12 protein-coding genes are annotated in these 16,017 nt (G+C 71.4%); 5 read left to right on the top strand and 7 right to left on the bottom strand.

The genetic code is table 11. The annotated features are described in order from the left end of the window. Position 1: 1 nt before the first annotated feature. The gene (locus K4G64_RS24185) at positions 2–1,201 is read left to right on the top strand and encodes a MarP family serine protease (RefSeq protein WP_221758115.1); all 1,200 of its coding nucleotides are present in this window, start codon (positions 2–4) and stop codon (positions 1,199–1,201) included. 140 nt (positions 1,202–1,341) lie between these two features. Here K4G64_RS24185 and K4G64_RS40435 read toward each other — a convergent pair whose 3' ends face one another. From K4G64_RS40435 to K4G64_RS24160, 6 genes are all read right to left on the bottom strand, one after another. After that, positions 1,342–1,524 (bottom strand): hypothetical protein, encoded by a 183-nt coding sequence (locus tag K4G64_RS40435; RefSeq protein WP_078885154.1) that lies wholly within the window; start codon positions 1,522–1,524, stop codon positions 1,342–1,344. 128 nt (positions 1,525–1,652) lie between these two features. Beyond that, on the bottom strand, positions 1,653–2,591 hold the full coding sequence (locus K4G64_RS24180; RefSeq protein ID WP_221758114.1) for an alpha/beta fold hydrolase: 939 nt from the start codon (positions 2,589–2,591) through the stop codon (positions 1,653–1,655). Continuing rightward, positions 2,588–3,076 carry a phage holin family protein gene (locus K4G64_RS24175; RefSeq protein ID WP_030846131.1) on the bottom strand — a complete coding sequence of 163 codons (489 nt, stop codon included), beginning with the start codon at positions 3,074–3,076 and terminating at the stop codon, positions 2,588–2,590. Before K4G64_RS24175 ends, K4G64_RS24180 begins: the two co-directional genes overlap by 4 nt. Positions 3,077–3,117: 41 nt before the next feature. Further along, positions 3,118–4,554, bottom strand: coding sequence for a Na+/H+ antiporter NhaA (nhaA, locus tag K4G64_RS24170; protein WP_221758113.1), 1,437 nt, complete (start codon positions 4,552–4,554; stop codon positions 3,118–3,120). A 195-nt stretch (positions 4,555–4,749) separates the two neighbouring features. Next, positions 4,750–6,705 (bottom strand): acetate--CoA ligase, encoded by a 1,956-nt coding sequence (gene acs, locus K4G64_RS24165; protein ID WP_221758112.1) that lies wholly within the window; start codon positions 6,703–6,705, stop codon positions 4,750–4,752. Positions 6,706–6,986: 281 nt separating this feature from the next. After that, positions 6,987–9,350, bottom strand: coding sequence for a bifunctional SulP family inorganic anion transporter/carbonic anhydrase (locus K4G64_RS24160; protein ID WP_221758111.1), 2,364 nt, complete (start codon positions 9,348–9,350; stop codon positions 6,987–6,989). Positions 9,351–9,644: 294 nt separating this feature from the next. On the opposite strand from K4G64_RS24160, the gene K4G64_RS24155 reads away from it, so the two are divergent. Both K4G64_RS24155 and K4G64_RS24150 read left to right on the top strand, forming a co-directional pair. Next, positions 9,645–10,937 carry a hypothetical protein gene (locus K4G64_RS24155; RefSeq protein WP_221758110.1) on the top strand — a complete coding sequence of 431 codons (1,293 nt, stop codon included), beginning with the start codon at positions 9,645–9,647 and terminating at the stop codon, positions 10,935–10,937. A gap of 123 nt (positions 10,938–11,060) precedes the next feature. Further along, positions 11,061–11,885, top strand: coding sequence for an oxidoreductase (locus tag K4G64_RS24150; protein ID WP_221758109.1), 825 nt, complete (start codon positions 11,061–11,063; stop codon positions 11,883–11,885). 415 nt (positions 11,886–12,300) lie between these two features. On the opposite strand, the gene K4G64_RS24145 is transcribed toward K4G64_RS24150, so the two are convergent. After that, positions 12,301–13,134, bottom strand: a complete 834-nt coding sequence (locus K4G64_RS24145) for an HAD family phosphatase (RefSeq protein ID WP_221758108.1) — start codon at positions 13,132–13,134, stop codon at positions 12,301–12,303. A 577-nt stretch (positions 13,135–13,711) separates the two neighbouring features. Here K4G64_RS24145 and ssd point away from each other — a divergent pair. Both ssd and K4G64_RS24135 read left to right on the top strand, forming a co-directional pair. Further along, a complete protein-coding gene (gene ssd, locus K4G64_RS24140; RefSeq protein ID WP_221758107.1) occupies positions 13,712–14,824 on the top strand; it encodes a septum site-determining protein Ssd in 1,113 nt (370 codons plus the stop codon). After that, positions 14,821–16,017 (top strand): TadA family conjugal transfer-associated ATPase (locus tag K4G64_RS24135; RefSeq protein WP_221758106.1); only part of this gene is annotated, 1,197 nt, incomplete at its 3' end. The genes ssd and K4G64_RS24135, both read left to right, overlap by 4 nt.

The raw sequence follows: 16,017 nt of genomic DNA, 5'->3' as shown, positions 1-16,017 counted from the left end.
CGTGAACGTGCTGGACATCTTGTTGCTGGTCGCCGCCGTGTGGTTCGCGGTCGTGGGGTACCGCCAGGGGTTCGTCGTCGGCATCCTGTCGGTGATCGGCTTCCTGGGCGGTGGCCTCGTCGCGGTCTACGTGCTGCCCGTCATCTGGGACGCGTTGACGGACAACGCGGAGGTGAGCACGACCGCCGCCGTCGTCGCGGTCGTCGTCGTCATCGTCTGCGCCTCTGTCGGCCAGGCCCTCACCACCCACCTCGGCAACAAGCTGCGCCGGCACATCACCTGGTCCCCGGCCCGGGCCCTCGACGCCACCGGCGGCGCCCTCGTGAACGTCGTGGCGATGCTCCTGGTCGCCTGGCTGATCGGCTCGGCCCTCGCGGGCACCACACTGCCGACGCTCGGCAAGGAGGTCCGCAACTCCAAGGTGCTGCTGGGTGTCTCGCAGGCCCTGCCGGACCAAGCCACCACCTGGTTCGCGGACTTCTCCTCCGTCCTCGCGCAGAACGGGTTCCCGCAGGTCTTCAGCCCGTTCTCGAACGAGCCGATCACCGACGTCCAGCCGCCCGACCCGGCGCTGGCGAACAGCCCCGTGGCGAACCGCGCCCAGCGCTCCATCGTCAAGGTCATGGGCACCGCCCCGAGCTGCGGCAAAGTCCTCGAGGGCACCGGCTTCGTCTTCTCCGACCGCCGCGTGATGACCAACGCGCACGTGGTGGGCGGAGTCGATGAGCCGACCGTGCAGATAGGCGGCGAGGGCAGGAAGTACGACGCCGAGGTCGTGCTCTACGACTGGCGGCGCGACATCGCCGTCCTCGACGTGCCGGATCTCAAGGCGCCCGTGCTGCGGTTCACCGAGAAGGACGCGAACAGCGGCGACAGCGCGATCGTCGCGGGTTTCCCGGAGAACGGGGCGTACGACGTGCGGGCCGCACGCGTGCGCGGCCGCATCACCGCCAACGGCCCGGACATCTACCACCGCGGCACGGTCCGCCGCGACGTCTACTCCCTCTTCGCGACCGTCCGCCAGGGCAACTCCGGCGGCCCGCTGCTCACCCCCGACGGCAAGGTCTACGGCGTCGTCTTCGCCAAGTCGCTCGACGACGCCGAGACGGGATACGCGCTGACCGTGGACGAGATCCGGGAGGACATCACCAAGGGGCGTACCGCCACCCAGCAGGTGGGCAGCGACAGCTGCGCCCTGTAGGGAAGCTGGGCCCCGGAAGGCAGCTGTGCCCTGTGAGGCAGCTGCGCCCTGGAAGGCAGCTGTGCCTTGTATGGGCCCGGCGGCTCCAGGTGCCGTCCTGGAGCGGCAGGTGGCGGGGTGTCACTCGCGCGAGTGATGCCTCAGTCGCGAGTGTGGCGCAGACGTACGGAGACCCAGCGGGCCCGGCGGCGGAGGATACGCGGAATCCCGACCCGGGGGTCCGCGGTCGCCATCTGCGGTGCGCCGCTTCGCCGGTGGGGGTTCGCACCGCCCGCCGAGCGGCGATTGCGGGTTGCGTCACTGTAGTCGTGCGTCCAGCCCATACCCCGACGTGTGCCCCCGCCCCATGGTCGATAACCGCTCCCGGGGCGTCCAATTGGCCTATGCGCCAGGCAATTGGCCGTTCGTCAGACAAGCGTTCACCCGCCCGTGACGGGACGGGGCCGGCCGGTCACCGGTCGGGTTCGGGATCCCGCAGCCAGTTGATGAGTTCCGAGGAGAACGCGACCGGGTCTTCCTCGTGCGGGAAGTGGCCGAGTCCGTCGAACAGGCGCCAGCGGTAGGGGGCTTCGACGTACTCGCCGGAGCCGGCCGCGCTGCGCGTGCGCATCACGGGGTCGAGCGAGCCGTGCAGATGCAGGGTCGGCACGCGCACCGGCCGCTTCATCCGCCGGTTGAACTGGATGCCGTCCGGGCGGGCCAGGGAGCGCACCATCCAGCGGTACGGTTCGACCGCGCAGTGCGCCGCGGAGGGGATGCACATGGCGCGTCGGTAGTTCTCCAGCGCCTCGTCCTCGGGCGGGCGCGGCCCGGACCACTCCTGGATCAGCTCCGCGACGAGGGCCCCGTCGTCGGCGGTGAGCTGCCGCTCCGGGATCCAGGGCCGCTGGAACCCCCAGATGTGTGAACCGGCGCGGCTCTGCTTGACGTCCCGCAGCATGGCCGAGCGCCAGCGCCGCGGGTGCGGCATGGACGAGACCGCCAGCCGCCGCACCAGCTTGGGGCGCATCGCGGCGGCCGTCCACGCGAGGTATCCGCCGAGGTCGTGGCCGACCAGCGCGGCGTCGGGCTCGCCGAGGGAGCGGATGACGCCGGTGACGTCGAGCGCGAGGTTGGCGGGGTCGTAGCCGCGCGGTGTGCGGTCGCTGCCGCCGACGCCCCGCAGGTCCATGGCGACGGCCCGGAAGCCGGCGTCGGCGAGCGCCACCAGCTGGTGCCGCCAGGTCCACCAGAACTGCGGGAAGCCGTGCAGCAGCAGGACCAGCGGTCCGTCCCCCAGCTCGGCGATGTGGAAACGGGCGCCGTTGGCGGCGACGTCGCGGTGGCTCCAGGGGCCGTCCAGGAGTACGGCCGAGGCCGGTTGTGCCGGGGTAGGGGCGGGGTCCGTCATGACGACGAGCGTGCCACAGCCTCGATGGCCTCGGGGACCCGGTCCTGCGGGAGCTCCGGCCGCGGGTGCGGCTTGGCCTTCTGCAGCACGACCGCGGTCTCCTTCATCGACGCGGCGACCTTCTGCGGGCCCTTGCTCTTCTTGGCCTTCTTCGCGAAGGTCACGCCGATCAGCGCGAGCACCCCGGCGACCAGCACGTTCGCAGCGAACGACAGCAGGAAGCAGACCGCGAGGTTCCAGTCGCTCCAGGTGCGGATGCCGTAGGCCAGCGCGAAGTTCAGCATCGGCAGGGAGAAGATCAGCACCGCGCCGGCCGCCGAGAAGGCGCCGCCGCTGGTCGCGCCGCGCTTCACGTCCTGCTTGAGCTGCGCCTTCGCCAGCGCGATCTCGTCGTGCACCAGCGCCGACATTTCCGCCGTCGCCGAGGCGAACAGCTGGCCGATGCTGCGTTCGGCGCCGACCGGGCTGCCGTCGGGTGCGCTCATCGCGGTGTCTCCCTCTCCGTCTTTTGTACCGTCTCGTCAGATCATGCCGGACCGTCGTGGTCCTCGCCTGCCCCGCCCGGTACTTCGGCAAGCTCGTGGCGCGCCGCTGCCTTCTCCTGGGCGATCCGGCGGTGCTCCGCGGCTTTGGCCTCGTAGCGGTCGGCCAGGCGCAGGTGGTAGGCCGGGTCGTCCTCCTCGTAGACGTCCGGGATGCCGTCGGCGTCCTCGTCGCGCTCCTCTTCCTCGCACAGACGGCGGTACTTGGCGTTCCGGATCTTCAGCAGGACGGTCGCGAGTGTCGCGGCGATGAGCGAGCCCAGCAGGACGGCGGCCTTGACCTCGTTCGTCATCGTCGCGTCGCCGGCGAAGGCGAGTTCGCCGATGAGCAGCGAAACCGTGAAACCGATGCCGGCGAGGCTCGCCACCGAGAACACGTCCGCCCAGGCGAGGTCGTCGCTGAGCGAGGCGCGGGTGAAACGGGCCGTCAGCCACGTGCCGCCGAAGATGCCGAGCGCTTTGCCGACGACGAGCCCGAGGACGACGCCGAGCGTCTCGGGCATGGTGAACACGTCGGCGAGCGCCCCGCCGGACACCGCGACGCCCGCGCTGAACAGCGCGAACAGCGGGACGGCCAGCCCCGCCGACAGAGGCCGCACGAGATGCTCGATGCGCTCGCCGGGGGAGTGGTCCTCGCCCTCGTGACGGTGGCAGCGCAGCATCAGGCCCATGGCGACACCGGCGACGGTGGCGTGGATGCCGCTGTTGTACATCAGCGCCCAGACGACGAGGGCGAGCGGCACGTACACGTACCAGCCGCGCACGCCGCCCCGCAGCAGCAGCCAGAAGAGCACCAGACCGGCGACGGCGCCGCCGAGCGCGGCGAAGTTCAGGTCGGCGGTGAAGAACACCGCGATGATCAGGATCGCGAAGAGGTCGTCGACGACGGCGAGCGTGAGCAGGAAGGCCCGCAGCGCGCTCGGCAGGGAGGTGCCGATGACGGCGAGCACGGCGAGCGCGAAGGCGATGTCGGTGGCGGTCGGTACGGCCCAGCCGTCCAGGGAGCCGCTGCCGGCCGCGGCGGTGACGGTGTAGACGAGTGCCGGTACGGCCATGCCGCAGAGGGCGGCGACGACCGGGAGCGCGGCGGCCTTGGGATCACGCAGGTCGCCCGCGACGAGTTCCCGCTTGAGCTCGATCCCGGCGACGAAGAAGAAGATCGCCAGCAGTCCGTCGGCGGCCCAGTGCGCGACGGACAGGTCAAGGCCGAGGGCGGCGGGGCCCAGGTGGAAGTGGGAGACGCTCTCGTAGCTGTCGTGCAGCGCGGGGATGTTCGCCCAGAGCAGCGCGGTGACCGCGGCAGCGAGCAGCAGCACCCCGCCGACGGTCTCGGTGCGCAGCGCGTCCGCCACGTAGGTCCGCTCGGGCAGCGACAGCCGGCCGAGGACCTTGCGGGCGGTGGTGGAGCGGGGCGCGATCACGAGGGGAACCTCCGGTCGGTGGGCAGGACGGAACACGTGCCGACCAGACTTCCCGGCGCACCATGGAGCACTTGTGTTGCTTAGTTTAGGTAAACGTACGGCTGTGCGCATCCGGCCCCTCGCCGCGCGACGCAGTGGCGGAGGGTACCCAATGATCGGGTGCCCTCCGCCGACTTCGTCATGCCGGTGCCGCGATCAGTCCTCGCTGGGCGCGGCGGGGAGCTTGGTCTGGATGAGGTCCATGACCGTGGAGTCGGTCAGCGTGGTGACGTCACCCAGCTGACGGTTCTCGGCGACGTCCCGCAGCAGCCGCCGCATGATCTTGCCGGAGCGGGTCTTGGGCAGCTCGGCCACGGGCAGGACCCGCTGGGGCTTGGCGATCGGGCCGAGGGCGCTGCCGACGTGGTTGCGCAGTTCGGCGACCAGGTCCTCGGTCTCCGAGGCCGTCCCGCGCAGGATCACGAACGCGACGATCGCCTGCCCGGTCGTCTCGTCCGCCGCACCGACCACGGCCGCCTCGGCGACCGAGGGGTGGGAGACGAGCGCGGACTCCACCTCGGTGGTGGAGATGTTGTGGCCCGAGACGAGCATGACGTCGTCGACCCGGCCGAGCAGCCAGATGTCGCCGTCGTCGTCCTTCTTGGCGCCGTCACCGGCGAAGTACTTGCCCTCGAAGCGTGACCAGTACGTGTCGATGAAGCGCTGGTCGTCGCCCCAGATGGTGCGCAGCATCGACGGCCACGGCTCGGTCAGCACCAGGTAACCGCCACCGCCGTTCGGCACCTCGTTCGCCTCGTCGTCGACGACCGTCGCGGAGATGCCGGGCAGCGGCGTCTGCGCGGAGCCGGGCTTGGTGGCGGTCACGCCCGGCAGCGGGGTGATCATCATCGAGCCGGTCTCGGTCTGCCACCAGGTGTCGACGACCGGGGTGCGGTCGCCGCCGATGTTCTTGCGGTACCAGACCCACGCCTCGGGGTTGATCGGCTCGCCCACCGAGCCCAGCACCCGCAGGCTGGACAGGTCGAACTTGGCGGGGATGTCGTCGCCCCACTTCATGAACGTACGGATCGCGGTCGGCGCGGTGTAGAGGATCGTCACGCCGTACTTCTGCACGATCTCCCAGAAGCGGCCCTGGTGCGGGGTGTCGGGCGTGCCCTCGTACATGACCTGCGTCGCGCCGTTGGCCAGCGGCCCGTAGACGATGTACGAGTGGCCGGTGACCCAGCCGACGTCGGCGGTGCACCAGTAGACGTCGGTCTCCGGCTTGAGGTCGAAGACGGCGTGGTGGGTGTAGGCGGTCTGCGTGAGGTAGCCCCCCGAGGTGTGCAGGATGCCCTTCGGCTTACCCGTGGTGCCCGAGGTGTAGAGGATGAACAGCGGGTGCTCCGCGCCGAACGCCTGCGGGGTGTGCTCCGCGCTCTGGCGCCCCACCAGGTCGTGCCACCACACGTCGCGGCCCTCGGTGAAGGCGACCTCCTGGCCCGTGCGGCGCACGACCAGGACGTGTTCGACGATGCCGGCCTTCTCGACGGCCTCGTCCACAGCCGGCTTGAGCGCGGACGGCTTGCCGCGCCGGTAGCCGCCGTCGGAGGTGATGACCACGCGCGCGTCGGCGTCCTGGATGCGGGTGGCGAGCGCGTCCGAGGAGAAGCCGCCGAAGACGACCGAGTGGGCGGCGCCGATCCGGGCGCAGGCCAGCATCGCGATCGCCGTCTCGGGGATCATCGGCATGTAGACGGCGACCCGGTCGCCCGCCTGGACGCCCAGCTCCAGCAGGGCGTTGGCGGCCTTGGAGACCTCGTCCTTGAGCTCGGCGTAGGTGATCGCGCGGCTGTCGCCCGGCTCGCCCTCGAAGTGGATGGCGACCCGGTCGCCGAGCCCGGCCTCCACGTGGCGGTCGACGCAGTTGTAGGCGACGTTGAGCTCGCCGTCCTTGAACCACTTGGCGAACGGCGGGTTCGACCAGTCGAGCGTCTCGGTGGGCTCCTTGGCCCAGGTCAGCCGACGGGCCTGCTCGGCCCAGAAGCCGAGCCTGTCAGCCTTGGCCTGTTCATACGCCTCCGCGGTGACGTTGGCGTTCGCGGCCAGGTCGGCGGGGGGCGCGAAGCGTCGCTCCTCCTTCAAGAGGTTGGCCAGGCTTTCATTGCTCACGGCATCTGCCTTTCCCAGGGTGTCCGTTGTGTCCCAGGCCACAGCTCATCAGACCCGGGGGTGCGATGACAAGAGCCGACCGCCGACTGGTTTAGACCTGTTGGGCGGTGCTGTCGGGACCGGGGTCATCCGTACCCACGGACGCCGACCAGGGAAAGTTCAGTGCGTGTGCTGCCGGTCGCCCTGCTCGCGGTCCGGCGGGCCGCAGGGTGTGCCCCGCTGTCGGTCGGGGGCACACCCTCCTCAGGCGCGGGGCGAGACGCACCGCACCGGGCGCCGGCTCACACCGACAGATCCGACTCCCGCACACGGTCGAAGACGCCACCGGTCTCCGTCTCGGTGAGCAGATACGCCTCGGCCTCGCCCACATGGAAGTACATCCCGTGCAGTTCCAGCCCGCCCTCGCCGATGGCCCGGGCCACCGAGTCATGTCCGCGCAGGTGCTCCAGCTGCTGGACCACGTTCGTCAGGCAGAGCTGCTCGACCGCGTCCTCGGGGGTCCGTCCGGCCAGCCTGCCCCAGGACCGACTGTCGTCGGCCATGCGCTCCAGGCTCGGCAGCCCGTGCCGCAGCCACCGCTTCAGCGGTGTCCGAGCGCCGCCGGGCTCGGAGTTGAGCAGGGCCTGCATGGCGCCGCATCCCGAGTGTCCGCACACCGTGATGGACCGCACCTCGAGCACGTCCACGGCGTACTCGATCGCCGCCGCCACCGAGTCGTCGCCGCTCTCCTCGCCCGGGCGCGGGACGAGGTTGCCCACGTTGCGCACGACGAACAGGTCGCCCGGACCACTGGAGGTGATCATCGAGGTGACCAGCCGGGAGTCGGCGCAGGTCAGGAAGAGCTGTGACGGCCGCTGCCCCTCCCTCGCCAGCCGGGCCAGCTCGCTGCGCACCAGGGGCGCGGTGTTGCGCTGGAACGCGCTGATGCCACGCGCCAGTTCGTGCCCGCTGGCTCCGCCGGTGCCCGTCGTGTCCGGCTCGGACCGGTCCGAGCCGTCCGGGTTCTTCTCGGCAGGAGGTACGGACTGGGGGCCGTCGCACTGATGGTTGCGCCAGGGTGTCCAGGGCCGGCAGCGGCAGTCACCGGAGGCCTGGGGCTCGGAGATGCGGGTGCCGGGGTGCCGGCCGGTGATCTCCACGGTGCCGCCCTGCGCGGTGTGCGTCTTCTGCCAGTCCTGCAACGTCTCGTACGCCGCGTGGTCCATGAACGACCCGTCCAGCTCGACGACGGTGCCGGCACCGTGGGGCACGCGATGCAGGGCCCGGCTGAGCCGAGGCACCGCGAGGAACGTCAACTGTCCTCTGACGTGGACGTGATGGACTCCTTCCCTCTCGGCGTGCGTGATGCGGGTGCGGGTGAGGCGGTGCAGGGCGACGCCGACAGCCATGGCGATGCCGAGGGCCACGCCCTCCAGGACGCCGAGGGAGACCACGCCGAGGGTGGTGACGGCGTAGACCCAGACTTCCCGGTGGCGGGTCACTGTGCGGATGTGGTTCAGGGACACCATCTGGATGCCGACGGCCATCACCAGGGCGGCGAGCGAGGCGAGCGGGATGAGCTCCAGGATCGGGACCATCAGCAACGTGGCGATCACTACGAGAACGCCGTGCAGCATCGTGGAGTTCCGGCTGACCGCGCCCGCGTGCACATTCGCCGAACTCCGCACCGCGACACCGGCGATGGGCAGTCCGCCGAGCGAGCCGGAGACGATGTTGGCTGCGCCCTGACCGAGCAGTTCGCGGTCGAGGTTCGAGCGCCCGACACGGGGCGACAAGCCGGGGCGGCCGGCCACGAGCTTGTCCACGGCGACCGCGCCGAGCAGCGACTGCACGCTGCACACCAGCGTGGTGGTGAGCACGGCGGCGACCAGGCCGAGCACGGGGCCCTCGGGCAGCCCGGCCAGGGCGTGGTTGCTCCAGGACGGCAGGTCGACCTTGGGCAGACGGAGCCCGGCGAGGGCGGCGGCCGCGGTGGCTCCGGCGACGGCGACGAGCGCGGCCGGGACCTTGCGCAGCAGGCGTCCGGCCCGGCCGGGCAGTCTCGGCCAGAGCAGCAGCAGCGCCAGGGTCAGCACGCTCACCGACACGGCCGCGGGGCCCATGTGCGCCAACTGGGCGGGCAGCGCGCGGAGGTTGTCCGGGACCGAGCTCTGCGGTGTGCCGCCGAGCACGATGTGCAGCTGGGCGACGGCGATGGTGACGCCGATTCCGGCGAGCATGCCGTGCACGATGGCGGGGCTGACGGCGAGGGCGCCGCGGGCCACGCGCAGGCAGCCGAGGCCCAGTTGGGCGAGGCCGGCCAGGACGGTGATGGCGCAGGTCGTCCGCCAGCCGTAACGCTGGATGAGGTCGGCGGTGACGACGGTGAGCCCGGCGGCCGGGCCGCTCACCTGGAGCGGGGAGCCGCCGAGCCGCCCGGCGACCAGCCCGCCCACGGCGGCGGCGACGAGCCCGGCCTGGAGAGGGGCGCCGGTGGCGAGGGCGATGCCCAGGGACAGGGGCAGGGCGATCAGGAAGACCGCGATCGAGGCCGACACGTCGGCACCCGCGATCCTGAATCGGCGGGGTCCGGTCGGCGGCGGACTGTGGGGCGGATGTTCGGTGCGGTTCGCATCGGCGGTGCGTGTGGGGACGCAGGCTGACATGGTTTCCCGTCTCCTCCGGGGCTGCTGCGCGGTCGCGTAACTGTGGGGTCCCGCTCGGGGCGGGGTTCGGTCGCGGCGGTCACGGCGTAAATCGGCGGGATGAATCAACGCTCGGTAAACGGATCGTAATGCAGAGTAAAGGACGAGCATAGACATTGCGGGCAAATGGGTGAATAGATCACCCCGAAGAGTGAAGTGGCCATTTGATCGGCTTGTCGTACTAATTCCTTCTCGAACTCGTGCGAATTTGGCGGCGCTGTCCGCACCCGAGAGAAGGAAGAAGGTGGGCGGAACATGGCCGCCACCCACAGGATCGCCGCGAGTTCCGTGATCGCTGCGGTCTGCGCCGCATCGCTCGCCGGTTGCGCGACCGGCACCCCCCGGCAGGAGGCACCCGACCCGCAGAAGCCGGCACCGGCGCAGGCGCCGAAGAGCGCCGTCCGGCTGATCGGAGACGGCTCCACCGCCTACACCGGCGCCCAGCCGCACCTGCCCAGGCCGGAGCGCCTGCGGCCCGGTCAGAAGCCCCCGCAGTTCGTCGTCTTCTCCTGGGACGGCGCGGGCGAGGACAGCCAGAAGCTGTTCTCCCACTTCCGCAAGGTCGCCAAGCGGAACAACGCGACCATGACGTACTTCCTGAGCGGCGTGTACATGCTGCCGGACGACAAGCGCGACCGGTACCGGCCGCCGCAGCACTCCCCGGGCCGCTCCGACATCGGCTTCAACGACCGTCGCGGCATCGCCGCCACCGCCGAGCAGCTGCGCCTGGCGTGGCTGGAGGGCAACGAGATCGGCACCCACTTCAACGGCCACTTCTGCGGCAGCGGCGGGGGCGTGGGCGAGTGGTCCGTCCAGGACTGGAAGGACGAGATCTCCCAGGCCAAGCAGTTCGTGAAGACCTGGAAGACCAACACCGGCCTGACGGGCGCGGCCCCCCTGCCCTTCGACTACGACAAGGAGCTCATCGGGGCCCGCACGCCCTGCCTGGAGGGCCAGCGCAACTTCATGAGGGCGGCCCGCGACCTGGGCTTCCGCTATGACACCAGCGGCGTGAACGACCAGGTCTGGCCGAAGAAGAAGCAGGGGCTGTGGGACGTGTCCATGCAGCTCGTGCCGTTCCCCGGCCACTCCTTCGAGCAGCTCACCATGGACTACAACTTCATGGTCAACCAGTCGGGCACCAAGACCCAGGGCAACCCCGCCATGCACGACTTCTGGGGCGACCAGATGCGTGACGGCCTGCTCAAGGGCTTCTCACGTGCGTACAACGGCAACCGCGCGCCCCTGATCATCGGCAACCACTTCGAGTCCTGGAACGGCGGCACCTACATGCGGGCCGTCGAGGAGGTCATCGAGACGGTGTGCACCAAGGAAGAGGTGCGCTGCGTCTCGTTCCGGCAGCTCGTGGACTGGCTGGACGCCCAGGACCCGAAGACGCTGGAGAAGCTGCGCACCCTCCAGGTCGGCCAGGCGCCCAAGGCGGGCTGGGCGTCCTTCCTGTCCGACCGGCCCGCCCCGGCACCCAAGGGCGTGCCCGGTGCCCCGGCGGCCAAGGCCGGCCCGGGCGCTCCGCCGGCCAAGGGGTAGTCCTTCGTGCGGACGTGAGCGTGCGCGGGTGATGCCCGCCCTTCACGCGCGCGTGAAGGGCGGGCACGTGAAGAAGGCCACTCCGCCGCGGAGCGGGGCCCCGGGGTGCGTAGGGTCGTACTCATGAGTACAGCAGGCGCGAGCGCCGATCCCCTCGCGGCCCTGGGGGCGCTGCCCGGAGTGGCCGATTCCGTGGAGTCCGTCCGCAAGGCCGTCGACCGGGTCTACGGGCACCGGGTCATGCGGCGGCGCAGCAACGCGATCACCTCCGAGGCCGCTCTGCGCGGCGCCCGCGGCTCGGCCGCGCTGTCCGGCGCGGACTGGGCCCTGGAGGAGGTGCGCCGGCGTTCGGACTTCAGCGGCGACGACGAGGCCCGCACCGTGGGTGCCGCCCTGCGGCTCACCGCGGAGGCGGGCCAGCTGCTGTCGATCTGGCGGCAGTCGCCCCTGCGGGTGCTGGCCCGGCTGCACTTGGTGGCGGCCGCGGACAAGGCCGACCAGGTGGGACGGCCGCGCAAGGAGGGCGAGCCGGTCGACGAGCCGCTCGTCGGGCTGCCGCTGCCGAGTGCCACGGAGGCGCACGGCAGGCTGGACGGACTGGCCGGGCTGATCATCGCGGGCGGCTCCGCACCGGCCCTGGTGACGGCCGCCGTCGTGCACGGCGAACTCCTCGCGCTGCGCCCCTTCACGTCCCACAACGGCCTCATCGCACGCACGGCGGAGCGCATCGTCCTCATCGGCAGCGGCCTGGACCCGAAGTCGGTCTGCGCGGCCGAGGTCGGCCACGCGGAGCTGGGGCGTGAGGCCTACCTGGAGGCCCTCGGCGGGTATGTCTCCGGTACCCCAGAAGGCGTGGCCGCCTGGATCGCCCACTGCGGCAGGGCCGTCGAGCTGGGTGCTCGCGAGTCGATGGCGGTGTGCGAGGCGCTGCAGCGCGGGGCGGCGTGACCGTGGGTGGCGGTGTGACCGTGCGGGGCGGTGTGACCGTGCGGGCGTGACATCGCGGTGCGTCGTGGCATGGAGCGGCAGGAAACGCGACCGGAAAAATGATGCGGCGGTACGAGTTCTCGTACCGCCGCTGGCATGAGCATCGGGTTACCAAGCGTCCTCGATATATGCCCATCAGGTCGGGAACTTTGCCCGTCACCTGGTGTGGCTGGCCCGTATTCGACGGGTCGACGTCGCGTGGGTGCCCGGTGTTCATGCTCGGTCCGTGGGGCCAAATGCGTTAAAAGGTGATCCTCTCGGATGTCCTTGGTCTCGCGGGCCGTTGAGTCCTTTGTACTCCTGCCCCGGAGCAAGCGGAAGTCCAGGCTGCACTTCTTTACTTTTGGGTTCAAATAGGACTGCCCATCGCCCCCGGTCAAGCGACCGTGGCCCGGCGCCTGTTCGCGTACCAGACGAGTCCCGCGGTGGCCGCCGCGGCACCTATCGCAGCGACCGCCACGAGCGCAGGGCGCGGCGGGACGGAGAACGCGGGAATGCGCTGCTTCAGACGGACCGGGCGGTGGAAGTCCAGGATCGGCCACCCGCGCGCGAGGGCCTCGCGGCGCAGCGCCCGGTCCGGGTTCACGGCATGCGGATGGCCGACGGACTCCAGCATCGGCACATCGGTCGCCGAGTCGCTGTAGGCGTAGCAGCGGCTGAGGTCGTACCCCTCGGACTCGGCCAGCTCCCTGACGGCCTCGGCCTTGGTCGGGCCGTACGCGTAGTACTCCACTTCGCCCGTGAAGCAGCCGTCGTCGCCCACGACCATACGGGTGGCGACCACGCGGTCCGCGCCCAGCAGTTCGCCGATCGGCTCGACCACCTCGGCTCCGGACGTGGACACGATCACGACGTCGCGGCCGGCGGTGTGGTGCTCCTCGATGAGGGAGGCGGCCTCGTCGTAGATGATCGGGTCGATCAGGTCGTGCAGCGTCTCGGCGACGATCTCCTTGACCTGCTGCACGTTCCAGCCCCGGCACAGAGCGGACAGATAGGCGCGCATGCGCTCCATCTGGTCGTGGTCGGCGCCGCCGGCCAGGAAGACGAACTGGGCATATGCGGTGCGCAAGACGGCCCTGCGGTTGATCAGACCGCCTTGGTAGAACGACTTGCTGAACGTGAGCGTGCTCGACTTCGCAATGACCGTCTTGTCCAGGTCAAAGAAGGCGGCTGTGCGGGGCATCGAGTGGTTTTCCACGTCCCAGAGCATAGGGGCAGCCCATTCGGCGTAAGGTGGGGCGTGTGGGTTTGCCTGAGAAGGCTCTCGGGTACACCATGGAAGTCACGGATCGTTCGCGACCGTGCTAACCCGGCCCGACTCCTCCCCCCCCCCCCGAGTCGGCCGTGGGGACGACCCCCGCTCTCCCCCCCGGCGGGGGTCGTCGCATGTCCGGGTGGGTTTTCAACTTCTTCGCGCGGCCTGAAAGTCGCTTCGATTCTGCTGCGATGGTGTTTTGTCATGCCCCTGGCTGGTCACGGTAGGTAGTCGTCGGGCTGCTCTGCGGGGCTCGCACAGAGGGGCTGAGCGGCTCACCGCTACGGGTGACGGCGATATTCACAACCCCCGGGACGTCCACAGTTATCCACCAAGATCCACACGATTTCCGGGATCGCTGCACCGTGATTCCAGCGCGTCCCGCTCGCGGCGAGTTCATGGCCGGTTTCGAGTACGCGGGGGCGTTTGGCCGGTTTCTGTCGGCCGTTCACAGGGAGGCCGCTTGTCGGTTCTTCCCACGTTTGGGAATCGCGGGGCCGCAGGGGCCGCGCGAGTCATGCAGCGAAGGGGGATGGAAAGCGTGGCCGGAACCGTCACACACGATCCGCCGCCCGCCGCCGGAGGGCGGCAGGGCGGACCGCTGATCGTCACCGAGGACGGCGAACTCCTCGACGACCTGCTGCGCCTGTGCGCGGCGGCGGGCGCCACACCCGAGGTGCACCACGGGGTGCCGGAGCGCAGAGGCAGCTGGGAGGCGGCGCCGCTCGTCCTGGTCGGCGACGACGCCGCGCGGCGGGTGCGCGGGGCCGTCCGCAGAAGGGGCGTCGTGCTCGTCGGCCGGGACCAGGACGACTCCGGGATCTGGCGGCGTGCCGTCGAGATCGGCGCCGAGCACGTCCTGATGCTGCCCGACGGAGAGCAGTGGCTGGTCGACCGGATCGCCGACGTGGCCGAGGGCGTCGGCCGGCCCGCCCTCACGGTGGGCGTCATCGGTGGCCGGGGCGGGGCCGGAGCATCCACGCTCGCGTGCGCCCTCGCCGTCACCTCCGCGCGGGAAGGACTGCGCACACTCCTCGTGGACGCCGATCCGCTGGGCGGGGGACTCGACGTCCTCCTCGGGGGTGAGACGGCCGAAGGGCTGCGCTGGCCCGCCTTCGCCTCCTCGCGCGGACGGGTCGGCGGGGGAGCCCTGGAGGAGTCGCTGCCCGAGCTGCACTCGCTGCGGGTGCTCAGCTGGGATCGCGGCGATCGGATCGCGGTGCCGCCGCAGGCGGTGCGCGCGGTGCTCGCGGCGGCCCGCCGCCGCGGCGGCACGGTCGTGGTCGACCTGCCGCGCCGGATCGACGACGGTGTCGCCGAGGTGCTCACCCAGCTGGACGTGGGCGTGCTGGTGGTGCCCGCCGAGCTGCGGGCCGTCGCGGCCGCGGGGCGGGTGGCCTCCGCGGTCGGCATGGTCCTGCGGGATCTGCGGGTGGCGGTCCGCGGCCCCTACCCGCCGGGGCTCGACGACCGTGAGGTCGCGCGGCTGCTCGGACTGCCCCTGGTCGGCGAAGTGCCCGACGAGCCGGGGCTGTCGCGCCCGGACCAGGGCACGGCGCCACCGGGTGCCGCACCGCGCGGACCGCTCGCCCGGTTCTGCAAGGGGTTCTGGGAGCGGGCACTCGTCGAGGCGGGTGCGGCATGAGCACCTTGGCCGGACTCGAAGGTGCGGCGCTGCTCGACGGGGTGCGGCGGTGGCTGGCGGAGAGCGGGGCTGAGCCGACCCCCGCGCGCGTGGCGCAGGCCTTGCGAGACCAGGGGCGAGTCCTCGGGGACGCCGAAGTCCTGGGTGCTGCCACACAGTTGCGGTCTGAACTGGTCGGCAGCGGACCACTGGAGCCGCTCCTCGCCGATCCGTCGGTGACGGACGTGCTGGTGTCGGCCCCCGACCGGGTCTGGGTGGACCGGGGCGGCGGACTGGAGCTGACGTCGGTGCGGTTCGCGGACGCGGCGGCCGTACGGCGGCTCGCCCAGCGCCTCGCCGCGGTGGCCGGACGACGGCTGGACGACGCCCGCCCCTGGGCCGACGCCCGGCTGCCCGACGGGACCCGGCTGCACGCCGTGCTGCCGCCGGTGGCGGTGGGCTGCGCCTGCCTGTCGCTGCGGGTGGTACGGCCGCGAGCCTTCACCCTCGGCGAGCTGGTCACGGCGGGCACGGTGCCGCCGGGCGGGGACCGCATGCTGCGCGCCCTGCTCGACGCGCGGCTGTCCTTCCTGGTCAGCGGCGGTACCGGCACCGGAAAGACGACGCTGTTGAGTGCCCTGCTCGGGCTGGTGGGACCGGACGAGCGGATCGTCCTCGCCGAGGACTCGGCGGAGCTGCGGCCCGACCATCCCCACGTCGTGCGGCTGGAGACCAGACCCGCCAACCAGGAGGGCGCGGGCCTCGTCACCCTCGAGGACCTGGTGCGCCAGGCGCTGCGGATGCGGCCCGACCGGCTGGTCGTGGGCGAGGTCCGCGGGCCCGAAGTGGTGCATCTGCTGGCCGCGTTGAACACGGGTCATGAAGGCGGCTGCGGGACCGTGCATGCCAACGCCGCCGCAGATGTACCGGCCCGGCTGGAAGCGCTCGGCACAGCCGCCGGGCTCGACCGGGCCGCACTGCACAGCCAGTTGGCCGCCGCCCTCTCCGTGGTGCTGCATCTGGTGCGCGACCGGAACGGCCGACGGCGGATCGCGGAGGTGCACGTGCTGGAGCGGGACCCGTCGGGGCTCGTGCGCACGGTGCCGGCGCTGCGGTGGGGGGCGGAGGCGTTCGTGCGCGAGCGGGGGTGGGAGCGGCTGCGCGGGTTGCCCCGGGGCGAGGCGAACGGGCCGGCGGAGGCCGCTGTGGAGCTG

The sequence above is a fragment of the Streptomyces sp. WAC04114 genome (assembly GCF_019733245.1).
Classification (GTDB): Bacteria; Actinomycetota; Actinomycetes; order Streptomycetales; family Streptomycetaceae; genus Streptomyces; species Streptomyces massasporeus_A.
Note: the sequence above shows the minus strand (reverse complement) of the source record. Positions and strands in the feature narration are given on the sequence as shown.

Bases quoted from the DNA above. Each gene is read 5' to 3' on its own strand.
- K4G64_RS24175 (WP_030846131.1), bottom strand. From the start codon at position 3,076: ATGAGCGCACCCGACGGCAGCCCGGTCGGCGCCGAACGCAGCATCGGC.
- K4G64_RS24150 (WP_221758109.1), top strand. From the start codon at position 11,061: ATGAGTACAGCAGGCGCGAGCGCCGATCCCCTCGCGGCCCTGGGGGCG.
- K4G64_RS40435 (WP_078885154.1), bottom strand. From the start codon at position 1,524: ATGGGCTGGACGCACGACTACAGTGACGCAACCCGCAATCGCCGCTCG.
- K4G64_RS24160 (WP_221758111.1), bottom strand. From the start codon at position 9,350: ATGTCAGCCTGCGTCCCCACACGCACCGCCGATGCGAACCGCACCGAA.
- K4G64_RS24155 (WP_221758110.1), top strand. From the start codon at position 9,645: ATGGCCGCCACCCACAGGATCGCCGCGAGTTCCGTGATCGCTGCGGTC.
- K4G64_RS24180 (WP_221758114.1), bottom strand. From the start codon at position 2,591: ATGACGGACCCCGCCCCTACCCCGGCACAACCGGCCTCGGCCGTACTC.
- ssd (WP_221758107.1), top strand. From the start codon at position 13,712: ATGGAAAGCGTGGCCGGAACCGTCACACACGATCCGCCGCCCGCCGCC.
- K4G64_RS24145 (WP_221758108.1), bottom strand. From the start codon at position 13,134: ATGCTCTGGGACGTGGAAAACCACTCGATGCCCCGCACAGCCGCCTTC.